The 17,344-nt window shown below is 67.4% G+C and carries 20 protein-coding genes; 5 read left to right on the top strand and 15 right to left on the bottom strand.

The annotated features are described in order from the left end of the window. Positions 1 to 42: 42 nt before the first annotated feature. Positions 43 to 1,761 carry a strawberry notch-like NTP hydrolase domain-containing protein gene (locus BMX36_RS19080; RefSeq protein ID WP_093068087.1) on the top strand — a complete coding sequence of 573 codons (1,719 nt, stop codon included), beginning with the start codon at positions 43 to 45 and terminating at the stop codon, positions 1,759 to 1,761. Positions 1,762 to 1,797: 36 nt separating this feature from the next. On the opposite strand, the gene BMX36_RS19075 is transcribed toward BMX36_RS19080, so the two are convergent. From BMX36_RS19075 to BMX36_RS19060, 4 genes are read right to left on the bottom strand one after another with little or no spacing between them, the layout of a single operon-like run. Continuing rightward, positions 1,798 to 2,106: a TraK domain-containing protein gene (locus tag BMX36_RS19075; RefSeq protein WP_256210889.1), complete on the bottom strand. Its 309-nt coding sequence runs from the start codon at positions 2,104 to 2,106 to the stop codon at positions 1,798 to 1,800. After that, positions 2,103 to 2,678, bottom strand: a complete 576-nt coding sequence (locus tag BMX36_RS19070; RefSeq protein WP_093068084.1) for a type IV conjugative transfer system protein TraE — start codon at positions 2,676 to 2,678, stop codon at positions 2,103 to 2,105. The genes BMX36_RS19075 and BMX36_RS19070 overlap by 4 nt, the downstream gene beginning before the upstream one ends. A 1-nt stretch (position 2,679) precedes the next feature. Beyond that, complete coding sequence (traL, locus tag BMX36_RS19065) at positions 2,680 to 2,964, bottom strand: type IV conjugative transfer system protein TraL (protein ID WP_093068081.1); 285 nt, start codon at positions 2,962 to 2,964, stop codon at positions 2,680 to 2,682. 35 nt (positions 2,965 to 2,999) lie between these two features. Next, entirely contained in the window at positions 3,000 to 3,320 is a 321-nt protein-coding gene (locus tag BMX36_RS19060; protein WP_093068078.1) for a TrbC/VirB2 family protein, read from the bottom strand. Positions 3,321 to 3,644: 324 nt separating this feature from the next. Here BMX36_RS19060 and BMX36_RS19055 point away from each other — a divergent pair, with 324 nt between their 5' ends. From BMX36_RS19055 to BMX36_RS19040, 4 genes are all read left to right on the top strand, one after another. Further along, complete coding sequence (locus BMX36_RS19055) at positions 3,645 to 4,028, top strand: hypothetical protein (RefSeq protein WP_093068075.1); 384 nt, start codon at positions 3,645 to 3,647, stop codon at positions 4,026 to 4,028. A gap of 55 nt (positions 4,029 to 4,083) precedes the next feature. Next, positions 4,084 to 4,560 carry a hypothetical protein gene (locus tag BMX36_RS19050; RefSeq protein ID WP_093068072.1) on the top strand — a complete coding sequence of 159 codons (477 nt, stop codon included), beginning with the start codon at positions 4,084 to 4,086 and terminating at the stop codon, positions 4,558 to 4,560. A gap of 44 nt (positions 4,561 to 4,604) precedes the next feature. Further along, positions 4,605 to 4,895 carry a hypothetical protein gene (locus BMX36_RS19045; RefSeq protein ID WP_241212661.1) on the top strand — a complete coding sequence of 97 codons (291 nt, stop codon included), beginning with the start codon at positions 4,605 to 4,607 and terminating at the stop codon, positions 4,893 to 4,895. A 127-nt stretch (positions 4,896 to 5,022) separates the two neighbouring features. Beyond that, the gene (locus BMX36_RS19040) at positions 5,023 to 5,700 is read left to right on the top strand and encodes an SOS response-associated peptidase (protein ID WP_093068070.1); all 678 of its coding nucleotides are present in this window, start codon (positions 5,023 to 5,025) and stop codon (positions 5,698 to 5,700) included. Between the two features lie 7 nt (positions 5,701 to 5,707). Here the strand turns inward: BMX36_RS19040 and BMX36_RS19035 are convergent, their stop codons facing one another. From BMX36_RS19035 to BMX36_RS18985, 11 genes are all read right to left on the bottom strand, one after another. Continuing rightward, on the bottom strand, positions 5,708 to 6,697 hold the full coding sequence (locus BMX36_RS19035) for a GGDEF domain-containing protein (RefSeq protein WP_093068067.1): 990 nt from the start codon (positions 6,695 to 6,697) through the stop codon (positions 5,708 to 5,710). A 12-nt stretch (positions 6,698 to 6,709) separates the two neighbouring features. Further along, positions 6,710 to 6,922 carry a hypothetical protein gene (locus BMX36_RS19030; protein WP_093068065.1) on the bottom strand — a complete coding sequence of 71 codons (213 nt, stop codon included), beginning with the start codon at positions 6,920 to 6,922 and terminating at the stop codon, positions 6,710 to 6,712. Between the two features lie 95 nt (positions 6,923 to 7,017). Beyond that, on the bottom strand, positions 7,018 to 8,724 hold the full coding sequence (locus BMX36_RS19025) for a RecQ family ATP-dependent DNA helicase (RefSeq protein ID WP_206430573.1): 1,707 nt from the start codon (positions 8,722 to 8,724) through the stop codon (positions 7,018 to 7,020). A 6-nt stretch (positions 8,725 to 8,730) separates the two neighbouring features. Continuing rightward, entirely contained in the window at positions 8,731 to 9,186 is a 456-nt protein-coding gene (locus tag BMX36_RS19020) for a hypothetical protein (RefSeq protein WP_093068062.1), read from the bottom strand. After that, a complete protein-coding gene (locus tag BMX36_RS19015) occupies positions 9,186 to 9,572 on the bottom strand; it encodes a hypothetical protein (protein WP_093068059.1) in 387 nt (128 codons plus the stop codon). Before BMX36_RS19015 ends, BMX36_RS19020 begins: the two co-directional genes overlap by 1 nt. A 437-nt stretch (positions 9,573 to 10,009) precedes the next feature. Further along, a complete protein-coding gene (locus tag BMX36_RS19010; protein ID WP_143058619.1) occupies positions 10,010 to 10,483 on the bottom strand; it encodes a hypothetical protein in 474 nt (157 codons plus the stop codon). Then, a complete protein-coding gene (locus BMX36_RS19005) occupies positions 10,480 to 11,232 on the bottom strand; it encodes a response regulator (RefSeq protein ID WP_093068054.1) in 753 nt (250 codons plus the stop codon). Before BMX36_RS19005 ends, BMX36_RS19010 begins: the two co-directional genes overlap by 4 nt. Positions 11,233 to 11,331: 99 nt before the next feature. Then, positions 11,332 to 11,601 carry an EF-hand domain-containing protein gene (locus BMX36_RS19000; protein ID WP_093068051.1) on the bottom strand — a complete coding sequence of 90 codons (270 nt, stop codon included), beginning with the start codon at positions 11,599 to 11,601 and terminating at the stop codon, positions 11,332 to 11,334. A 125-nt stretch (positions 11,602 to 11,726) separates the two neighbouring features. Beyond that, complete coding sequence (locus BMX36_RS18995; protein ID WP_093068048.1) at positions 11,727 to 13,064, bottom strand: TolC family outer membrane protein; 1,338 nt, start codon at positions 13,062 to 13,064, stop codon at positions 11,727 to 11,729. Further along, positions 13,061 to 16,144: an efflux RND transporter permease subunit gene (locus BMX36_RS18990; RefSeq protein WP_093068046.1), complete on the bottom strand. Its 3,084-nt coding sequence runs from the start codon at positions 16,142 to 16,144 to the stop codon at positions 13,061 to 13,063. The genes BMX36_RS18995 and BMX36_RS18990 overlap by 4 nt, the downstream gene beginning before the upstream one ends. Further along, positions 16,141 to 17,259, bottom strand: coding sequence for an efflux RND transporter periplasmic adaptor subunit (locus tag BMX36_RS18985; RefSeq protein ID WP_093068043.1), 1,119 nt, complete (start codon positions 17,257 to 17,259; stop codon positions 16,141 to 16,143). The genes BMX36_RS18990 and BMX36_RS18985 overlap by 4 nt, the downstream gene beginning before the upstream one ends. Positions 17,260 to 17,344: the final 85 nt, after the last annotated feature.

Here is a 17,344-nt window from a genome sequence, read left to right as displayed (position 1 = left end):
GTGGTGAGCTGCGAAGGGCAGCCACCAATCCGGAGACCCTCCATGACCGACCTGTTCGACGACGCGCTCTTCCGCGCGGGCGCCTGCACCGCAGCTGCCAAGGCCCTGGAACCCGCGATCCTCGCGGACGTGAAGATCACCAGGGCGATGCTGAACGACGCCATGATTGGCGCATACGGAGGGACCGACGCCGAAGGGCGCTGGACCCAGCGCGAGAGCTTCGAGGTACTGGAGCATGCCATTGCACTTGTAATGCGGAAACGCAGTGCATTGCGACCGCACATTGTAGTGGCAGACATCGAGGCGGCCGCGGCGGTCCTCCACCGGCTCCCGACCCAGACCGTTCGGAGCGAGGAGCAGATCGAGTGGCAGCAGTTCTCGACCCCGCTCGACCTCGCTGCGGTCGCCCTCCACCTCGCGGCGCCAACGCCACAGGACATTGTCCTCGAGCCGAGCGCGGGTAACGGCCTCCTCGTGGCGCAGCTGCCGGCAGTCGCGGCGCTGCAGCTCAATGAGATCGACCCGACGCGCCGTGCCAGGCTGGAAGCCGCTTTCCCCGACACACAGGTCTCGGGCCACGACGGCGCCATGGTCGCGACCACCATGGCCGCGTTGCCCCGTCCCGGCCTCATCATCATGAACCCGCCCTTCTCGCGGTCCTTCGGCCGGGGAGGGGACTCGCTCGCTGCTGTCCGCCACCTGCAGGCCGCGATCCGGCGTGTGCGGCCGAACGGGCGCATCGTCGCCGTCATGCCCGACTGGTTCACGCACTCCGCTCGGATGGGAGAGACCTGGACGTCGACGCTGGAGCAGGTCGCTGTCCGCACGTCGATTCGGCTGACCGACGCCTACGGCAAGCATGGGACCAGCGTAGCGGTGCGCTTGTACGTGCTCGACAAGTGCGTGGGGCAGGGGAACGGCGTCACCATCCAGCGTGCGAACGTCCGCGAGCTGCTCAGCGAGCTCCGGGTGCCCGAGCGCCTGCCGCTCTCGGCCGAGGCGGAAAAGCCCGCCACCCGTGGCGGCAGCGTGTCGCTGTTCCGCAGCGTCCGCTCCAAGCCCGCCACGGCCCCGCGCGTGTTCCGCGCGCCCACGCGCAACGAGGTCGCGCCGGTGACCTACCAGGTCCTCGACACGCCCGCGCCGCTCGCCGAACAGACCGGGGTCTATCTCCCGTATCGGCCAAGCCGCATCGTCTTCGACACCGCCGGCGAACATCCCACCGCGCTGGTCGAGTCGGTCGCGATGGGATCCATCCCGGCCCCGATCCCCACCCATGTGCCGGCGCTCCCGGAACGCACCGTGTCCGAACGGCTCCTCTCGTCCTCGCAGCTCGAAACCGTCGTCTATGCCGGCCATGCCTGGACGCAGTTCATCCCCGGCCGGTTCCGCCCCGACAAGGAAGGGGTCGGCCTCGTCATCGACGAGAACGGCAGCCGCTATCGCAAGGGCTTCTTCTTGGGGGACGGCACGGGCGCCGGTAAAGGGCGCCAAGTCGCGGCCGTCATCCTCGACAACTGGTTGGCGGGCCTCCGGGTCGGCACCGCTAGGTCGACCGGGTGTGGACGCCACCATGGCAGGCATGGGAACGTCACTCCTGGGGGGACGGCCGAGCTCAGACGGCCAAGACCAAACGCGGTCGGTCGAAGCCGGGAAGTCGGCAGCACGTGGGGAGGCTGGACCGGCCGACACCCGTCAAGAAGAGCAGGTCATGCGCGAGCTGCGCGATGGGATCGGCACCGAGTCGACCAAGCATCATGACCGCGGCCACGACCACGATCACGGCCTTGATGACGGCTAGATGTCGCCGCGGGTCGGCTCGTTCACGACGGTGAAGTCGTCGGTCTCCACGCCCGTGGTGAGCTTGGACACGCTGGCGAACCGATCATCCTTGAGGCTGACGCGGGTCAGGCCGCTCTTGGAGACGGTGCAGGCGACCTCGCTGTTGTCCTTGGCGAGCACGCGCTCGTCCGCCCAGGCTGGAGCCGCGAGAGCGACCGCGCCGATGACGATCATGCCAGCGCCGAGGCCGCGCGAGACGAGGCACAGGCGGGAAGCGACAGCGGCACCGCCCGCCATCAGCCCGTAAGCGAAAAAGGGCGTCATGCGTCGCCTCCGTTGGCGGCATCGTCCTTGGTCACCATCCCGAAGCCCTTGAGCTGCAGGGAAAGGCCGCTGTACGCCCAGAAGAAGCGGAAGGTCTTGGGCTCGGCGGTGACCGCCTTCGAGCCGACGACGGTGTGCAGCGTGCCGGAGACCTCGGAAGTCAGCTTCTCGGGGTCGACCTTCATGCTGGAAAGGGTGAAATACTGGCTGATCGAAGAGCCGGACTGCTCGCCGACGATTTTCATCAGGTCGCGCTTGAGAGCGCCGTGCGACTCCGGCGTGGCGATCGCGAGGATCGACTTCATCCAGTAATCGAGGTTCTCGGGGCTACGATTGAGCGCCATCAGCGCCGTGTCGCGCGTGACCATCTCGAGATAATCCTCGGACACGCCGCTCGACGAGAGTGTCAGCGGGGTCCGCACGATCGGCTGGAGGACAATCTCGCGATCGCGGGTCGCTCCGACCAGGAACAGGACCACCACCAGCGCGGCGAGGACCAGGGCGACAATCCCGAGGGTATTGCGCTGCTTGATGACCCGCTGCGACTGCGCGAGCCCGACACTGTAATCCATCTCAGCCCACCATCACGCGAAGGTGGGAAGGCGGTGTCGCCTTAAGACCGGTAAACCCTTGGGGGAGGTGCCAGTAAGCCATGTGGAGAACCCACGAGGAGGCTTTCCCAGCTTTCAGTTTGCGAAAACCCCACCACCCAAGGAGTGAGACCATCAATCCGATCAGGATGTGCTGAGTCAGGATCCCCCAGACGAACGGGATCGCCATCGCGAGGAACTCGTCCAGCGTCCAGAAGCCGATCAGCTCCGGGTCATCCAGATGCGAAGGAATGGTGTACCGGTCCATAAGCGCGCACCGCCCTCCCAGCGGTTACTTCGACCTCAGATCGTCGCGGTGACGGTCGAGGTGACGATCGGCACGCCGGTGCCGGCGCCGACGCCGACCGCGACGGGAACCGCGACCTGGCCGAGGCTGAAGCGACCCGACGCGAGCGCGACGATGCCGCCGGCGAGGCTCATCACGGTGATGATCTTGCCGCCCGAGCCCTCGAGGAAGTCCGTGAACTTCGTGAGAGCGGTATTGAAGGTGGTATCGGCGCCGGCGAAGGCGGCCGAAGCGCCCAGCATCATCACGACCGCGATGATCGCCAGGCCCAGAAGGATGCCGTTCGTACGGTCCTTCTGAAGCGCGAGTGCAGACATGGTTTTCTCCCTAACAAGACGAAGCAATCCGCGTCGTCATTGTTAAGGAACTGGAAACCTATGCTTGGTGCAAGCGTTAAGTGAACTTGCTCAAATAACTACACACTCTGTGTAACGGGATTATATCTTGATGTAAGCGGGCTGCACGGGTGTGTAAGCCCATTACTCACAGTGTAACCCGGTTACACTATTGGGGCCGATCCAAGGTTGATCCGCGTCAACGCAGGACGCGACGACGCCGCGGTCGACGCCTGTTTCTTTTCCTTACCGGTTTGCCGGATCGCTGGAACCCGCGCCCGATGAGGCATAGGGTGCGCCGCAGACATGGCACAGGTAATCTACACGTTTCGGGTCGGACCGCGGCTCTTCGAGCTGGCCGCCAATGCCATGCGCTCGCACTCGATTGCCGTCGAGCGGTTTGAGCCGATCTCTGCTACTACAATGAAAGGGCTGGAATATTTCATGGCTACGCCTGACGTGGGCGAGCTGCTGGCGCGAGCCCGCGAGTTCGACGAGTCGGGCGACATCAGGGTCACGCTTCGAGTCCAGCACAGCCAGAAGGAGCTCTTCCAAGCGGCCCGCATCCGCGCCGGAGGGGACGACGGCAAGCCGGCAGCGACCCAATTTACGATGACCGTTGGGCTGCTCAGCATCTTTCCGCATCTTACATCCAAAACGGACGGAACTTGTTCGTTAAAAGAGGGTTGACACCTCCCGTCTATACCGCCGTATAGTCGTCCGCGACACCCTGGGGGGTTGTGACATGCGGGATCTGGAACAGACAGACGTGCAGCGAACGGAGCGGCTTGACCGCTACCGGAAACTTATCGTCGAGGCTTGGCGGCGCCAACGCATCCCGAACAAGGAGATGGCGTCGCGCATTGGACGCAGCCTCAGCCTCACCAACAAACTGAAAGCCGGGACCACGCCCCTGACGGGTCCGATCATCGATCAATTTGTTGAAGCGCTGGGCATCGATCCGGTCCGCGCCATGTTCGCAGTGGACATCGCCTACTCGCACATGAGCTACTTCGACCCGAAGTTCCATTCGGCCTGCACGACCGCCATCACCTTCTTCGACCAGATCATGGTCCAGTGCGGCTACGGGAAGGGCATCGCCGATCTCGCGGCCGCCGAGGACCTGACGGCCGAACGCGTCGAGGCGACCGCTCGCGCTGCAGCAGCCTCACTCGCCACCGCCTTTGTCCAGAGCCACTTCCCCGGCCAGGGCGTCTCCTGACGAGACTGGAATCGACTTAGCCCGGCGAGTCGCTACAACGGGCCATGACGAAGACCCGAAAACGAGAGGTGCTCAAGCCGAGCACCGCGTCGATGCGACGCAAGAAACAGCGTGAGTACGATGCCGGCTACCGGCGTTCGACCGTGGCGCTATCCCCCACATCGCTGGACGTTGTTGAGCGGATCAAGGGTAACTTCGGGCTTCCGTCTCGCGAGGCTACCATCAACGCCGTCTTCGAGCTGATCAACAGCGACATGTTCCTGTGGGCCGAGTTCATGTCGCCGCGCCACGCCCCAAAGCCAGAGCCGGTTGGGGAGAGTGATCCGGGGCAATAGTAGGGCGGCGACCGTTGCGCCTACCGCCGCCTTTCAGACTGCACTGCAAGGCGCATTGCACTTCGCATTACAGTGGCACTTGGGATCGGAGATTGCGCGCGGCCGCGCCAGCGCGCAGGTTCATCCCATGTGCAATAGATACCGGATTTCCGCGAAGCAGGCCGCTGTCATGCGGGCGTGCGGCCTAGAGCCGCCCTTTGCGCCGGATGAGGTATTCCCTCCGACGCGGGAGATCTTCCCGACCGGCAAAAAGACGGCGCGGATGGGACCGGTCGTGCGCCGGAGCTCTGCCGGCAATCGCCCGCTGGAGATGGTCCTTATGGAGTGGGGTTTCCCCACCCAGGTGCCCAGCAAGCGCAACCCTGAGGTCAAGCTCGACAAGTACGTGACGAATGCGAGGAACCTTCGCTCGCCACTGTGGGGTGGCTCGTTAAAGATACCCGCCCGGAGGTGTATCGTCCCGTTCACCTGGTTCGCGGAGCCGCACCCGGAGGGGGGAAAGGGCGACGATGGCAAGCCGCGTCAGATGTGGTTTGCCCTCCAGGATCAGCCGATCGGCTTCTTCGCGGGCCTGTGGAGGCCGACCGAGAGAGGCGAGGCCTACGCCTTCGTCACTACCAGCCCGAACGACTTCGTTCGGCCGTGGCACGAGAAGGCGATGCCTGCGATCCTGCAGCCGACGGCGTTCACGACATGGCTCGACGGCTCGCTGGACGAGGCGACGGAGCTGATCCGGCCCTATGCCGGCGCCATGGTCCGACAGGAGGAGACCCCGCCCGACAATCTCATTGAGATCGACGCCTGAGCCGCGATCAGCGGGCCACGGCCGCCGCGACGTCGACGAGGGCGCGTTCCGCGACGACCTGGTTCCGGCCCTGCGCCTTTGCTCGATAGAGCAGCTCATCCGCTGCGGAGATCCAGTCCTCGGGCAAACGGCCACGACGCGCCGCGACACCGGCCGAGAACGTCACGGATCCAAGCGGCTTGTCGTTCTCGCGAAGGCGGAGCCGCTTGCCAGCGAGGACGCTCCGTGCCTGATCGACCTTCGCCTGTGCCGCAACCAGGTCGCTACGCTCGAAGAGGACGACGAACTCTTCTCCGCCCCAACGCCCGACGACGTGCGGCGCGCAGGCGTCCGCCAGCGCGCTTGCGACCGCCTTCAGGACACGATCGCCCACACCGTGGCCATGGGTGTCGTTCACCGTCTTGAAGTGATCGACATCGACCATCGCGACACAACCGTCCGTCGCAGCGGCGAGATAGTCCTCGAGGGCGGCGCGATTGAGCAGTCCCGTGAGACGGTCCTTGTTCGCATCGCTCCGCAGCGCGTTGAGCTCCTGGCGGAGCCGCTGCGCCTGCTGCGTCGCCTCGCCAAGGCGCTTCTCGGCCGAGGCGGTGCGCTCGATCATAGCGCCGACAACCACGCGGACGTTCGCCGCATCGTCGGCCAGCAAGGCCGCAGATGCCTTGACGAGATCCCGATTGAGACCGCCCGTCGCATCAAGTGTGTCCCGGATAATGTCGAGGACCCGAACGGTGACCTGATCGAGCTGGGGCGCGACGTCGTTCTCAGGTTCCGGCGTGACGGCAGCCCCGAGCTTCTCGACTTCGGCGGGGCTGATCCTGACCCCGCCGTCGATGATCGCTTGGACACCAGCTTCAAGCGCGCGATCGTTCCCGAAGAGGTAGCGGTGCGCGGATGCGTAGTGGTCTGGCGTATGGTCGAGCCGGTGATCGTCAAGAAAGCGCAGGATCTCGGCGCTCGGCTGCCGGCGCTTGGGCGTGCTGCTGGGGTCCGACATCGACACGCTCGCTCAGTACCGCTCAAGCCGTTCGAGAAGCGCGGCGCACTCCGGCGTGGCAAATGCGGCCTCGACCTCTTCGATCGTCGTCGGGATTGGGGCGTCGGTCATCACATCGATCGCCTGCTGGAGAAAGCAGGCTGACGTCGACGCACCGACGCTATCGAGGAGGGCCAGCGCCTCGCGGGCGAGCGCGGTTGCAGCGAGGATCGTCTCGTTGTCCATATGCAGGCCTCCATGACGGGCTTATCGCATCTGCGTTAACCTTGGCCTAAAGACACGCAACGGGAACTGCGTCGAAAACGAACAGGAGTTGCCGCTCAGCGCCGCGCACCTGCCCCCAGCAGCATCGCCGTATAGTCCACTTCGGAGCCGATCTTCTCTCGATCGCAGAAGTCGCAGCAATGCGCCGTCCTCTTCACCCGTGATCGGGTGGAGAACAGCCATTCGAGGATCCGCACCGCGAGCGATCGGCGCTGGCGCTGCTTGCCCCCGAAATAGTCGACCATTTGCCGGCGATAGCAGCTCTCCTCGCGCATCATCGCGGACACCTGGTCGATCTTCCGCATGCGGCTCTCGCGCGCAGCCGGATCGGGTTGCTCCTGGTCCTTGCCGGCGAGGTCCGCCATGAACCGGAGCCGCTTCACGTCGCGGCCGTCGGACGCATTGTCGTGCATGACGATCGAGACCGCCTGCAGGCCATCGCGTCCGGCGCGGCCGAGCTCCTGCATCAGGTCCTCGACCGATGCGGGAGCCTGCCAGTGGATGACGAGCCTGAGGCTCGGAACATCGATCCCCATGCCGAACGCCGACGTCGAGATGATGCGATCGATCGCCGGCTCGCTCTGGTTGGTGAAGCGCTTGACCAGCTGCTCGCGCTCGAATGGTCGGCCGAGCCGCGAATGGTAGAGCGGGACGTTCATGCCCAGGCTACGAAGCGCGGCCTGCAGATCCTCTCCAACCCGGGCGGAGGGCACGAACACCATCGCCTTGCCGCCTTCGGGCAACGGCAACGCGAGGAGCTGCGCGATCTTCGCTGCCCTGCTGTCCTCAGCGACGGCCCAGCGCAGGAGCGTGATGTTGGGCCGGTCGACCCCGCTGACGAACACTTCTGCGTCTTCAGCGCCGAGCGAGGCGAGGATCCGCGCTTGCATCTCCTGCCCGGCCGTCGCCGTGAAGGCGAGAACGGGCGGGTTGCCGAGCTGACGCCGGATATCGCCCAACCGGCTATACTCCGGCCGGAAGTCCGCTCCCCACTGGTCGACGCAATGAGCTTCGTCCACCACTAGGAAGGCAGGACGAAGCTCGGCAAGACGCGCGCGCTCCGCTTCGCTCCGAACGAAAAACCGTTCGGGCGCGAGGTGCAGCAGCTTGATCGCACCGCGGCGAAGCAGGCTGTAGCGGAGCTTCTTCTCCTCCATCGAGAGGTCGCTGTTGACGAAGCTGGCGGGGACCTTCTTGCGGAGCAACGACGCCACCTGCTCACTCATGAGAGCCTTGAGGGGTGAGACCACCACGGTCGGTCCAGCCCGGAGGATCGCCGGCAGCTGGAAGCAGAGCGTCTTGCCCGATCCCGTTGGACGAACGACCAGGACCGACTTGCCCTGCAGGGCGGCCTGCACGACCGCCAGCTGGCCCTCCCGGAACCGCTCAACGCCTAGTAGGCGGAGCCCCGGGCCGAGATACTCGGTTGCCTGATCGAGCTCGTGTGCGCCGCCGAAGAGACGCGCCAAGCGGACAGCCCAGCGCTCGATCACGCGCCGCGCCAGACCGCCTGCAAGCATCGGGTGATGAGCCGCGTGGCAGCCGTCGCAGAGCGTCACGAGGTTCGCGAGCTCGTCCGTCCCGCCCATTGACCGCGGCAACAGGTGGTGAACATCGGCGTCGCGGCCGACTTCGCAGCCGCAGCTGGTGCAGCGATAACAGTCGCGCGCATGGACGACGCGGCGCGTCTCGGCCCAGATCGACGCGGCGGGCGCGTCTCCGACCGGACGGGCCGGCGACAACGGGGGCGAGATCACGTTCACGCGGGTTCAGCCCTCCCGGCGCCTTTCGTTCTCGACGCGGATGTCCTCCCGGGTCGGCGCTGCCTTCAGCTTGACCAAGCGCGACGTGATGCCACCCTCGTTACGGTCGAAGCGGGTCATCAGCTCGGAGAGCGTGGCCCCGTTCGACCAGCGCTGCAGCAGGTCCGCGTCGTCGCCCTCGGTCCAGCGGACGCCGGTGTTGATCCCCTTCTCCTGGGTGGACTGTTTCCTCGCGACCGGCTTTGTGACCTGCTTGGGCGTCTTCACGACCATCCCGATCGCGTTGGCGAGACCCGCCCACTCCCGGTTCGTTAGATCGATCAGCTGCCCGTCCGGCAGGCAGAGCCGCGCCGCGTCGCTGCCAACCTGCAGCTCGAACCTTGAGCCGTCGACGGACCACGTGAGAGTGTGGCTGTCGTTCGAAGCGCTGCCATCGGGGCTATGCGCCTGCTCCACAGCCATTAGAACCGCCGACCGGCGGTAAAGTCGACAGCCGGCCCCATGGCACACTGATAGCTCGTGGTGCGATTGATGGAGCGATCGGGGATGAGGGTCTCGTCCGTCAGCACGAGCGTCGTGCGATCAAGCGAGACGGTCCGCAGCACCGGACCCATCGAGGTCCGCATCAGGTCCGGGTTCGGGGCGTCGATCACGATCGTGCCGTCGGTCACGCGCGCGAGCCGCTTTTTACCCTCGCCCTGGTCGTACCGGCCGCGCTTCAGATCCACGTTGAGCCGCTTGGTCTCGCCGTTTTTCGCGGTGCAGGTGAAGCCCGTGACACCGGATCTCCCCTTCGCCAAAGCGGGCTGCGACACCACCGCCAACGCGATCAGGAACGCTACCTTCACCCCGCCGTCTCCCCGTTTCCGAGCCTAGCGTAGCACTATCCAGTGCTGCTCGTCAGGCTTTCCCACCATTGCGAACGGACTTCGCCGGGGCGCAGACCGGCTCGTCCATCGAGAGGCGGGGACCGGTGACGGTCTGAGGGCAGGGGTATGCACGCTTGCGCGCGTCGCTGGCATCGGCGTAGCACACCTTCTGAGGTGGAGATCCCCTGTCACGTCGCTCGCTCTCGCATCGCCAGACTAGACCGGGCTCCCTCTCGCCCGGGATTGCCTCATCCGGGTAGACCTGCCCCGGCCAGTATTCCCGACGGCACTCACGCAAATCGCGTTGCTGAACACCGCACTCAATGTACTTGTCCCACGGCTTGACGAAGATTGTCTGCGGCACCGCCTGTTGAGCCGCCTGCCTTGCTCGCGACTGGGCTTCCGCAACAGGTGCCTCAGAGCGCCGACTTTCTACGGCTCCATACACACCCGCCACGACCAGCATCGCTGCAACCGGTAGGGCGGCCAGCGGCGCGTGCTTCACGGCGCCTCCGAAGCATCGTCAGTGACGAGAGCCTCCTCCTCACCATCGACCTGCTCCACCTCGCTGGCGCGAGCGATGCGGCGGCGGCCGCCGCGTCGTCGTGACGCACGGCGGCACGCGGTGCGGGAAAGGCCGGCAGCAGCCGCAGCGCCTGTCGGTCATCGCCGAAAGCGCGCACCAGCGCAGGCCAGGCGCTCGGCGGCGCGGCGTCAAAGGCACGGACGATCGCTGCCACGCGATCCGCCGGTGGCAAGATGTACATGCGCGTGCTCGCTCCCGGCACGCCGCACAGGAACACGTGCAACGTGGCGAGCAGCAGCAATGCATGGATCGCGACGATCAACCCGATGCGGACGCGCAGACTGATCGGCGGCAGTCGCCTCAACACCGAACGACCGGAGGAGAGAACAGGTAACCGTCGCCGCGTACCGTGCGGATCAGCGCCGGCTCGCGCGGATCGTCGCCCAGCTTGCGGCGCAGGCGGCCGACCTGCACGTCGATCACGCGGTCGATCGTCTCCGCCGCCCCGCCGCGCGTGCGGTCGATCAGGAACTCGCGCGACAGCACGCGTTGCGGATGGAGCACCATCGCATGCAGCAGATCGAATTCGCTGGTCGTCAGCGTGACAGGCTTGCCGTCCGGGTCGCTGAGATCGCGGGCGCCGACCCGCAGCAGCCACCCGTTGAACCGGAAGCTGGCATTCACCGCATCGCCCGCGACGTCGCTCAGATCGCGCGTGCGCCGGATGATCGAGCGCAGCCGCGCCAGCAGTTCGCGTGAATTGAACGGCTTGGCGAGATAATCGTCGGCGCCCAGCTCCAGCCCGAGCACGCGATCCAGCGGATCGTCCTTGGCGGTGACGATCAGGATCGGCAGCCGCGGCCATTGCACGCGCAGCGCATGGCAGATCGACAGGCCGTCCTCGCCGGGAAGCATGAGGTCGAGGATCAGGCAGTCCAGCCGCTCGAACACGCCCGCCGCCATCAACCCGGCCGCTGCGTCGAAGGCGAGCACGTCGAAGCCCTCCCGTTCGAGCAGCTTCGCCAGCAGGTCGCGGATGCCGGGATCGTCCTCGACGATCGCGACCAGCCGGTTGCGACCGTTGCAGGAATTGGGGTCGTTCGGGCTCACCATGCGAAGACCCTAGAGGAAATCGGCTTGCTCGCCAGTCCGCCAAAAGCCCGCGCCGTCGCGGAGGAGGAACGCGACGGCGCGGGCACGGGGGCGCCGAGGTTAGCGGCGCGCGCCGTACTTGTCGGCGATCGCCTTGAGCTCGGCCGGGGTGAGCTTTCCATCACGATCGGCGTCGATCATCTTGAACCCGCGTTCCTTGCGACCGGCGGCGGTCCATTCCTGCAGGCTCAGCGCGCCGTCCTTGTTCGTGTCGGTGGCGGCGAAGGCGGCGCGCGCCTTTTCGATCCGGGCCGCGGGATCGGTCTGCGCCATCGCCGACACGGCCGGCACCATGCCGATCATCACGACGGGAAGGATAAGTCGCTGCATCACTGTTACTCCATGTGGTGCCAGTGTCTCGACTGACGCCTGCCGATTAGCCGAATGCGCCACATGGAATTGGGCGCGATTGTTCGCCCGCGTGACAGAATGTGACGATGGCGGCGGCTTCGCGTCTAGCGCGCGATCATGGTGTCGAGCCGCTCAAGGTCACCCCCGTCCAGCGTCGCGGTGGCGGCGGCGAGTTGCAGCTGCGCGAGCAAATAATCGTAGATCTGCGCCGACAGTTCGCGCCGGGTGGCGAATAGCTGCGCCTGGGCGTTGAGCAGGTCGGTCTGCGTCCGCACGCCCACCGACAGGCCGGTCCGGGCGGCGCGCTCCTGCAATTCCGCCGACCGCAATGCCGTGCGCAGCGCGTCGGTGCGCGCCGCGCCGGTCGATACGGCATACCAGGCACGCTGCGCCTGCAGCCGCGCATCGCGCTGTGCCGCCGCCAGTTCCTGCTCCTTCTGCCCGGCCGTCGCCTCGGCCTCGCGCCGCTTGGAGGCGATGCCCCCGCCGGCGTACAGCGGAATGGTCAGGCGAACGCCCGCGGTGGCGGCGTGAAGCGTATCCGGCAGCAGGCCGGCGTCGTTGGAACCGCCCAGCCGATACTGCCCCTGATAGCCGGCGACTCCTTCCACCACCGGGCGGCCGCGGACCGAATAGCGATCGATGTCGGCCGCCGCGGCGCGCGCGCTGTGCCCGGCGATGGCGACGGCGGGCGCATCGCGCTCCGCCGCGGCCATGGCAGCGTCCAGCGTCACCGGTGGCACCCCGGCGGCGAAGTCCGGCCCGACATGCGCCAGGTTCAGCGCCGGCCGGCCGACGAGTTCGGCAAAGGTCGCGCGCGCGGCGGCGAGCTGCGCCTCGGCGACCAGCCGCTGTGCCTGCGCCGCATCGCGCTGCGCCTCCGCCTCGCGCACGTCGGTGATCTTGGCCTTGCCGGCGTCGAACCGCGCCTGCGCGCCGCGCCGCTGCAGCTCATAGGCGTCGAACTGCGCCGCATAGCTGGCCACCGTCTCCTCGCCCTCGGCCACGTCGAAATAGGCTTGGGCGACGCGCAGGATCAGCCCCTGCGCCTCGCCGTCGAACTGCTCCTCGCCCGCCGCGGCGCGCGCGCGCAGCTTCGTCGCGTCGGCGCGGTTGCCCAGATCGTAGATCGGCATCGCCGCCTGCACGCTGGTCGTCGCGCGGCCGCCGGTCTGCGTGCCGCCGAACGACGGCGCGAGGTCCGGCGGCAGGTTGACGTCGACCTCGGTGCGCGTGACCGTCACGTCGCCCTGCGCCTGCACCTTGGGCAGCGACAAAGCGCGGGCCTGCGTCGCCGCCTCCCGGTCGGCACGGCGCTTCGCCTCGGCGGCGAGGATGTCGGGGTCGCGCCCCTGCGCCGCGCGCCACGCGTCGCCCAGGCTCATCGGCGGCCCGGGCACCTGCGCGGCAAGCGCCGCCGCCAGGAGGATCGCAGTGGTCATGATTGGGCCTCCGCCTGGGTCCGGCCATGCCCGCGGCGATCGAAGACCAGTTCGTACAAGGCGGGCAGGAAGAAGATGGTGAGCAGCGTCGCGACGATCAGCCCGCCCATGATCGCCACCGCCATCGGCCCCCAGAAGGTCGACCGGGTCAGCGGGATCATCGCCAGGATCGCCGCGAGCGCGGTCAGGATGATCGGGCGGAAGCGATGCACCGCCGCCTCGCGCACCGCCTCGCGCAGCGAGCCGGCATGCGCCGACAGCACGTCGATCTGCGCGATCAGGATCACCGAATTGCGCAGTACCATGCCGAACAGCGACAGGCCGCCGAGCATCGCGACGAAGCCGAACGGGATCTGGAACGCCGCCATGATCAGCGCCACGCCGATCAGCGCCAGCGGGCCGGTGGCCAGCACCACCAGCATGCGGCGCACGTCCTGCAACTGGACCATCAGCAGCAGCACGATGATGAAGATCGACATCGGCACCGCCGCCAGCGTCGCCTGCCGCGAGATCGCGCTCTGCTCCTGCGTCCCGCCGACGACGATCGAGGCGCCGTCGGGCAAGGTCGCGCGCAGGTCGTCGAGCTTGGGCGCCAGCCGCTTCATCACCTCGGTCGGCTCGACTCCCTCGGCATCGGCGGAAACGGTGATCGTCGGCTGGCCGCCGCGCCAGTAGAGGATCGACGGCTCGGCGTTGGGGCGGATGCGCCCGATCTGCGACAGCGGCACCGCGCCCTCGGCCGTGGCGATCGGCAGATTGTACACGCGGCTGAGATCGGTGCGCTCGGCGCGCGCGAGCCGCATCGTCACGTCGAGCGACCGGTCGCCGTCGCGGAAGGTGGTCGCCACCGCGCCGCCGATCGCCGCCTGCAGCGACTGCGCCACCGTCTCGGTCGACAGCCCCAGCGCGCGGACCTTGTCCTGATCCAGCTCGATCCGCATCGTCTTCAGCGGCTCGCCCAGATCGTCGGTCACGCTGCGCGCATTGGGATCGGCGAGCAGCAATGCCGCGACCTTCTCCGCGAGCGGCGCCGCGGTGGCGAGGTCGCGGGCGGCGACGCGATACTGGATCGGCTGACCCACCGACGGGCCGTTCTCCAGCCGGCTCACGCGCCCGCGCGCTTCGGGAAAGGAGCTGGCGAACAATTGCTGGAGCCTGGCGAACACCTCCTCGCGCGCTTCCTCGTCGCGGGTGACGACGACCAGCTCGGCCAGCGCGATGTCCGGCGTCTGCACGTTCAGCGGCAGGTAGAAGCGCGGCGAGCCGCCCCCGACATAGCTGGTGACGGAAACGATCCGCTCGTCGCCCGCCAGCAGCCGCTCCATCCGCTGCGCCACCGCCTTGGTCTGCTCGAAGCTCGCATTCTCGTTGAGGTTGAGGTCGACCACCAGTTCGGGTCGTTCGGAGGCGGGAAAGAATTGCTGCGGCACCGCCACGCGGAACAGCAGCACCGATCCCACGAACAGGGCCGCGCTCACCCCCACCACCAGCACGCGCCGGTCGAGGCACCAGTCGATCGCGCCGCGCAGCCGGTCGTAGAAGCGCCCGCCATATTGCTCCTCCGGCTCGCCGGCATCGTCGCGCGCGTCGGGCTTCTGCGGCAGGAGATGATAGGCGAGGAACGGCGTGAAGATCACCGCCACGATCCACGAGATCGCCAGCGACAGCGCCACCACCTGGAACAGCGATTTCACATATTCGCTCGCCGTCGCCTTGGAGATCGCGAGCGGCAGGAAGCCGACGATCGTGATGATCGTGCCGATCAGCATCGGGATCGCGGTCACGCGAAAGGCGCTCACCGCCGCCCGCGCGCGCGTCCAGCCCGCCTCCAGATGGCTGCTGATCGATTCGACCACGATAATCGCATCGTCCACCAGCAGCCCCAGCGCGACGATCAGCGCGCCCAGCGAAATGCGCTGCAGATCGATTCCCTGATATTCCATGCCGACGAAGGTGATCGCCAGCACCAGCGGAATGCACAACGCCACCACGATCCCCGGCCGCCAGCCGAGCGAGAGGAAGTTCACCGCCAGCACGATCACGATCGCCTCGATCAGCGAGCGGGTGAACTCGCCGACCGAATCCGCCACCACATGCGTCTGATCCGACACGGTGTGGATCTTCACGCCCGCCGGCAGCGTCCGGGCATAGTCGCCGACGATCCGCGTCAGATCCTCGCCCATCCGGTCGACGTCGCCGGTCGACGCCAGCGCGATGGCGACACCCACCGCATCCTTGCCGCCGAAGCGCATCTGGAACGTTGCGGGATTGACCGGCTCGCGCGTCACCCGCGCCACGGCGTCGAGGCGGAACGTCTTGCCGTTGGCGGCGATCGGCGTGGCGGCGATGTCGGCCAGCGCGTCGAAATCGCCCTTTACGGTCAGGCGCACGCGCTCCGCCCCGAGTTCGAGCACGCCCGAGGGGTTGACCGCATTGGTGCCGCGCAGCGCCTCGACGATCTGCTGGCTCGACACCCCCAGCATCGCCAGCCGCGCGCTGTCGTAGGTGACATAGACCGCCTCGTCCTGCTCGCCGAGCAGGTCGACCTTGCCGACGTCGGGCTGCCGCATCACGCGATCACGCAGTTCCTCGGCGTAGCGGCGCAGCGTCGGATAGGCGAAGCCGTCGCCGGTGACCGCATAGATGTTGCCGAAGGTGGTGCCGAACTCATCGTTGAACTGCGGCCCGACCACATCGTCGGGCAGGTCGCCGCGATGATCCGCCACCGTCTTGCGCACGGTGTACCACAGGTCGGGGATGCTGCCCGCCGGCGTGGTCGGCAGCAAGGTGATGTTCAACGTCGCCTGGCCCGGGCGCGCCTTGCTGCGGATATAGTCGATGTCGGGAATGTTGGTGGTCAGCGCCTGTTCGATCGGCTTCACCACCTGTTCGGCCACTTCCTGCGCCGAGGCGCCGGGCCAGCCGACGCTGATCAGCATCGACTTGACCGCGAACTCGGGATCTTCCTTGCGGCCCAGGTTGAGGTACGACATCGCCCCCATCACCACCGCGACCGCGATCAGGAAGCCGACGAACTGCTGGTGGCGCAGCGCCCATTCGGACAGGTTGGGCAATTTCATGCCTTGGGCACCTCGGCAATCCGCACCTTCTCGCCCTCGCGCAGCAGGTGGACGCCGGCCGTCACGATCGTCTCGCCGGGCCTGAGGCCGCGCACGAGCAGCTGGTTGCCGCTCGCCGAGACGATCCGCACCGGGCGCTTGCGCGCGGTCATGCTGGCGCGGTCGATCACCCACACCATGGTTCCCTTGCCCTCGCCGCGCACCGCCGTCAGCGGCACGGTGAGCGCGTCGGTCGCGGGGACGTCGCGCGTGACATGCACCTGCGCGGTTTCGCCGAAGCGCAGCTCGCCGGGCGGCGCGCTGACCGCCAGCCGCACGGCAAAGGTGCGCGTCGCGGGATCGGCGGCGCCCGCCACGCTGCGGACCCGCGCCGCATAGCGTTTGTCGGGCCGCGACCACATCGTTACGTAGATCTCCTGCGTGCGCGACAGCGTGGCGACGTCGCCTTCCGCCACCGCGATCGACACCTCGGGCCTGGACGGATCGGCCAGCGTCAGCACGCTCTGCCCGGCGCTGACCACCTGCCCCACCTCGCCGGTCGTCTGGGTGATGACGCCGCCACGCGGCGCGGTCAGCGTGGTGCGGCCGAGCTGCGTGGCGGCGGTTGCGCGTTGCGCATCGGCGACCTGCACCTGCGAGCGCGCCTGGTCGGTCGAGGCGCGCTGCTGATCGAATTCCGCCTGCGAGATGAACCCTTCGGCCAGCAGCGCGCGATTGCGCGCGAGATTGGCGTTCTGAGTCTGCGCCGCGCTTGCCGCCGCCTGGCGCTGCGCGGTGCTGCTGTCGAGATTGCGCTGATAGTCGAGCGCGTCGATGCGGTAGAGCAAGTGCCCGCGCTTCACCGTGTCGCCCGTGCTGACCGCACGTTCGACGATCCGCCCCGCCACCTGAAAGCTCAGCGCGCTTTCATAGCCCGACCGCAGCTCTCCGGGATAGGTGAGTTCGGCCTCGCGCTGCCCCGTCTGCACCGTCATCGCCGCCACCGGGCGGACCTCGACGGGAGTCGGCTCCGGCTCGCCACAGGCGGCAAGGGCGAGCGCCAGCATCGCGGCCGCGCCGCCTTGCCAAGCACGACAAGCGGGCTGCTGCGCGCCGGCGCGCGGATCGGACGGCATGGCGGACTCCCTGAAGGGGGCGCACGCAAGGCGCCCGCGAGGGGGACGATGTAGAGGCCGCACCCCGCGCGGGTGTGCGGGCTTC

It is taken from the genome of Sphingomonas sp. OV641, from assembly GCF_900109205.1.
Classification (GTDB): Bacteria; Pseudomonadota; Alphaproteobacteria; order Sphingomonadales; family Sphingomonadaceae; genus Sphingomonas.
This window is presented reverse-complemented; position numbering and strand designations above follow the sequence as displayed.

Bases quoted from the DNA above. Each gene is read 5' to 3' on its own strand.
- BMX36_RS19080 (WP_093068087.1), top strand. From the start codon at position 43: ATGACCGACCTGTTCGACGACGCGCTCTTCCGCGCGGGCGCCTGCACC.
- BMX36_RS19075 (WP_256210889.1), bottom strand. From the start codon at position 2,106: ATGACGCCCTTTTTCGCTTACGGGCTGATGGCGGGCGGTGCCGCTGTC.
- BMX36_RS19070 (WP_093068084.1), bottom strand. From the start codon at position 2,678: ATGGATTACAGTGTCGGGCTCGCGCAGTCGCAGCGGGTCATCAAGCAG.
- traL (WP_093068081.1), bottom strand. From the start codon at position 2,964: ATGGACCGGTACACCATTCCTTCGCATCTGGATGACCCGGAGCTGATC.
- BMX36_RS19060 (WP_093068078.1), bottom strand. From the start codon at position 3,320: ATGTCTGCACTCGCGCTTCAGAAGGACCGTACGAACGGCATCCTTCTG.
- BMX36_RS19055 (WP_093068075.1), top strand. From the start codon at position 3,645: ATGGCACAGGTAATCTACACGTTTCGGGTCGGACCGCGGCTCTTCGAG.
- BMX36_RS19050 (WP_093068072.1), top strand. From the start codon at position 4,084: ATGCGGGATCTGGAACAGACAGACGTGCAGCGAACGGAGCGGCTTGAC.
- BMX36_RS19045 (WP_241212661.1), top strand. From the start codon at position 4,605: ATGACGAAGACCCGAAAACGAGAGGTGCTCAAGCCGAGCACCGCGTCG.
- BMX36_RS19040 (WP_093068070.1), top strand. From the start codon at position 5,023: ATGTGCAATAGATACCGGATTTCCGCGAAGCAGGCCGCTGTCATGCGG.
- BMX36_RS19035 (WP_093068067.1), bottom strand. From the start codon at position 6,697: ATGTCGGACCCCAGCAGCACGCCCAAGCGCCGGCAGCCGAGCGCCGAG.
- BMX36_RS19030 (WP_093068065.1), bottom strand. From the start codon at position 6,922: ATGGACAACGAGACGATCCTCGCTGCAACCGCGCTCGCCCGCGAGGCG.
- BMX36_RS19020 (WP_093068062.1), bottom strand. From the start codon at position 9,186: ATGGCTGTGGAGCAGGCGCATAGCCCCGATGGCAGCGCTTCGAACGAC.
- BMX36_RS19005 (WP_093068054.1), bottom strand. From the start codon at position 11,232: ATGGTGAGCCCGAACGACCCCAATTCCTGCAACGGTCGCAACCGGCTG.
- BMX36_RS19000 (WP_093068051.1), bottom strand. From the start codon at position 11,601: ATGCAGCGACTTATCCTTCCCGTCGTGATGATCGGCATGGTGCCGGCC.
- BMX36_RS18995 (WP_093068048.1), bottom strand. From the start codon at position 13,064: ATGACCACTGCGATCCTCCTGGCGGCGGCGCTTGCCGCGCAGGTGCCC.
- BMX36_RS18990 (WP_093068046.1), bottom strand. From the start codon at position 16,144: ATGAAATTGCCCAACCTGTCCGAATGGGCGCTGCGCCACCAGCAGTTC.
- BMX36_RS18985 (WP_093068043.1), bottom strand. From the start codon at position 17,259: ATGCCGTCCGATCCGCGCGCCGGCGCGCAGCAGCCCGCTTGTCGTGCT.